Annotated in this window: 3 protein-coding genes and 2 pseudogenes; 2 read left to right on the top strand and 3 right to left on the bottom strand. The window is 71.7% G+C overall.

Annotation, left to right across the window (positions count from 1 at the left end):
• Positions 1-612: pseudogene (locus tag NOD94_RS40580) on the top strand (hypothetical protein); the annotation flags it as partial.
• A gap of 66 nt (positions 613-678) precedes the next feature.
• Here the strand turns inward: NOD94_RS40580 and NOD94_RS40575 are convergent.
• Entirely contained in the window at positions 679-2391 is a 1713-nt protein-coding gene (locus NOD94_RS40575) for an MDR family MFS transporter (protein WP_281211259.1), read from the bottom strand.
• Between the two features lie 14 nt (positions 2392-2405).
• Positions 2406-2855, bottom strand: a complete 450-nt coding sequence (locus NOD94_RS40570) for a MarR family transcriptional regulator (RefSeq protein ID WP_281211260.1) — start codon at positions 2853-2855, stop codon at positions 2406-2408.
• Between the two features lie 132 nt (positions 2856-2987).
• On the opposite strand from NOD94_RS40570, the gene NOD94_RS40565 reads away from it, so the two are divergent.
• Positions 2988-3227 (top strand): hypothetical protein, encoded by a 240-nt coding sequence (locus NOD94_RS40565; protein WP_281211258.1) that lies wholly within the window; start codon positions 2988-2990, stop codon positions 3225-3227.
• Positions 3228-3306: 79 nt separating this feature from the next.
• Here NOD94_RS40565 and NOD94_RS40560 read toward each other — a convergent pair.
• A pseudogene (locus NOD94_RS40560) lies at positions 3307-3664 on the bottom strand (hypothetical protein); the annotation flags it as partial.

Here is a 3664-nt window from a genome sequence, read left to right as displayed (position 1 = left end):
GGCGGCGCGGGTCGCGGACCCGGTGGCGCGGCCGGTGGGCCGGGCGGAGGCGCGGGAGGCATGGGCGGGCTGCTCGGCGGCACCCGGGTCGGGGCCGAGGCGGAGGCGGCCCTGCGGACGGACGCCGACCGGTACACGTGGGCGGCGGCGGCCGTCGGATCGCAGAACGCGGCGAGCTACCAGCTGGCTTCGGGCGAGCCGGTGATGGCCATCGGCGGCTTCAACGGCAGCGACCCCTCCCCGACCCTGGAGCAGTTCCAGGCGTACGTGAAGGCGGGCCGCATCCACTGGTTCATCGCCCAGTCCGGAAACCAGTCCGGAAACCAGTCCGGAAACCAGTCCGGAAACCAGTCCGGAAACCAGTCCGGAAACCAGGCCGGAAACGAAGGCGGAAGCCAAGCCGGCAACCAGCCCGGCGCCCCGGCCACCACGACCCCCGGCACCGCCGACGGGACCGGCGCGGGCGCGGGCGCCGGCGCCGGTGGAGGTGGCGGTGGCGGCGGCCGACCCGGTGGCGCCGCGGGTTCCGCCATCGAGAGCTGGGTGAAGGCCACCTTCGAGGCCACCACCATCGGCGGGACCACCTTCTACGACCTGTCCGGCGCGTCCTGATCCCACCCGGGCCCGGCGGAAGGACGGAGGCACCCTCCTGCGGTGAGGAGGGTGCCTCCCCGGGTTCTAGTACCCGGTCGAGCCCTTGCCCGCCTTGCTCAGGGCATCGGCATCGGCGCCGGTGCCGGCAGCGGCCCGCGCCGCTACGGGGGTGGGCGTCCCGGCACCGGCCGGGGACGTGGAGTCCTCGGCCGCCGGGGCGTGCGCGGCCGGCTTCGACTTGAGCGCGACCTCCTTGATGAACAGCACCAGCACCAGGGAGAGCAGCGCGAACGGGGCGGCGTAGAGGAAGACGTCACCGACGCCGTGGCCGTACGCGGCCTCGATGACGGTCCGGAACGGCGCGGGCAGCTTGTCGAGGTCGGGGATGCCGCCCCCGCCGGTGCCGCCGTGTCCCATCGCCGCGGCCTTCGGGCCGAGGGCGGTGAGGCCGTCCTGGACGTAGTGGGTGACCCGGGTGGCCATGACCGCGCCGAGCGCCGAGACGCCGATGGCGCCGCCGAGCGAGCGGAAGAAGGTGACGACGGAGCTGGCCGCGCCGAGGTCCTCGGGGGCCACCTGGTTCTGCGTCGCGAGGACCAGGTTCTGCATCATCATGCCGAGGCCGAGGCCGGTCAGTGCCATGTAGACGGCGATGTGCCAGTACGGGGTGTCGTGGCGCAGGCTGCCCAGCAGGCCGAGTCCGACGGTGAGCAGGACCGCGCCCGAGACGAGCCAGGCCTTCCACCGGCCGGTCTTGGTGATGACCTGGCCGGAGACGGTGGAGGAGACGAACAGGCCGGCGATCATCGGGATGGTCAGCACGCCGGACATGGTGGGGGACTCGTTGCGGGCCAACTGGAAGTACTGGCTGAAGAAGACCGTGCCGGAGAACATCGCGATGCCGACGAACAGCGAGGCCGCCGACGCCAGGGTGATGGTCTTGTTGCGGAACAGCCGCAGCGGGATGATCGGGTCACTCGCGCGGGACTCGACGAGGACGAAGAGCAGGCCGAGCGCCACGGCGCCGCCGGTCATCGCCCAGGTCTGCCAGGAGATCCACGCGTACGAGTCACCGGCCTGCGTGACCCAGATCAGCAGCAGCGAGACCGAGCCGCTGATCAGGAAGGCGCCCAGCCAGTCGACCTTGACGTCCCGGCGGACGACCGGGAGGTGCAGGGTCCGCTGGAGCACGATCAGCGCGATGATCGCGAAGGGCACGCCGACGTAGAAGCACCAGCGCCAGCCCAGCCAGTCGGTGTCGGTGATGACGCCGCCGAGCAGCGGGCCGCCGACGGTGGCGACGGCGAAGACCGCGCCGAGGTAGCCGCTGTACCGGCCGCGCTCGCGCGGGGAGATCATCGCGGCCATCACGATCTGGGCGAGGGCGGACAGACCGCCGACGCCGATGCCCTGGACCACGCGGCAGGCGATGAGCATGCCGGTGTTCTGGGACAGGCCGGCGACGACGGAGCCCAGGACGTAGATGACGAGGGATATCTGGACGAGCAGCTTCTTGCTGAAGAGGTCGGACAGCTTGCCCCAGAGCGGGGTGGCGGCCGTCATCGACAGCAGGGCCGCGGTCACGACCCAGGTGTAGGAGGACTGGGTGCCGCCGAGGTCGCTGATGATCTCCGGCAGAGCGTTGGAGACGATCGTGGAGGACAGGATCGCCACGAACATGCCGAGCATCAACCCGGACAGTGCCTTCATGATCTGCGGGTGGGTCATCGGCGCGCCGTCGGACGTGGTCTCCGACCGGCCGCCTTCCCGCACACCGTTCGGTGTGGTCGTAGCCATGCGTTTCCTTAGTACTAGAAGCTCGATCGGAGTCGGGCCAGCAGGGTGTTGAGTACGTCGATGTCCGCGGCCGACCAGTCGGCCAGGGCCGTTTCCAGCGCGCCGGTGTAGCGCGCGCCGAGCTCGGCGAGCAGCGCGCGTCCCGCCGGGGTGAGGCGCAGGATCCGGCAGCGGCCGTCGCCCGGGTCGGTCTCCCGCTCGATCCAGCCGTGCTGGGCCACGTGGGCCACGTGGCGGCTGGTCACCGAGATGTCGATGGCCATGAACTCGGACAGCCGGCTCAGTCGCATCTCCCCGTGCCGGTCGAGCACGGTCAGGACCGCGGCGGAGCCGGGCGGGCAGTCGTGGGGCAGGATCCGGGCCAGGTCGCGTTTGACCGCTCCGATTCCGGTGAGCTGGCGGGCCAGCTCCTCGTACCGGGTGCCGCTCTGCGCTGTCCGCGTGGTCACCGGAATGCCCCCCATCTTGTTGCTTAGGGCAACCATAGAAGCGGATGGTTGCTACAGGCAAATGAATCGGGGGGGTCCGGCGGTAAAGGAATCGGAAAACCCGCCGGCGTCGGGAAAACCCGCTGGAACCCGCTAGGGTCCTGGGCCATGGCTGCGAACCATGACTCTCCCGAGCCCGAGGCCGGCTACGACCCCGCGGGCAGTACGCAGATGTTCCGCGCGTTCGTCGAGGAGGCCGCACCGGCCCGCACCCCGTCCGTTCCGGGCGCCCGACGGCGACAGAAGGGCCGGGCCGGGGGCACGGCGAAGGGGAACGGCGTCAAGGCCGCCGCGGCCCTCGCCCTGCTCCTCCTGATCGGCGCCGCCCTCTGGCTGCTCCTGCGCTGATCGCTGCTCCTGCGCTGATGGCTGCTCCCGCGCTGATCGCTGCTCCCGCGCTGATCCGGGGACGCTTCGCGGACGCGCCCTAAATCCAGGACGCCGTGACGTTCCGTGTCTCCACCCGCATGCCCAGCGGCACCCGCCAGGCCTCCACGCACACCGTGTACGTCTGTGTCCTCGTGGCGCCGGCCGCGATGGGGCCGGGCAGCGGCTGGGTGGTGCGGATCGTGGCCCAGTCGATGCCGAGCGCGCCGATGATGTGCGTCTCGAAGCCGACCGTGCCCGAACGGGCCGCCGTGCCGCCGGTGTTGGTGAACGTGACCGTGACGCGCTCGCACCGGCGCTCGGACGCCGCGGCGCGGGTCGGCGCGCTCAACGACAGCTTCGCCGCGGTGGCGGGCGGTGGCGGCGGGGTCGGGGTCGGCGGCTTGGGCGTGCCGGTG

The organism is Streptomyces sp. Isolate_45 (assembly GCF_024721315.2).
Lineage (GTDB): Bacteria > Actinomycetota > Actinomycetes > Streptomycetales > Streptomycetaceae > Streptomyces.
Note: the sequence above shows the minus strand (reverse complement) of the source record. Positions and strands in the feature narration are given on the sequence as shown.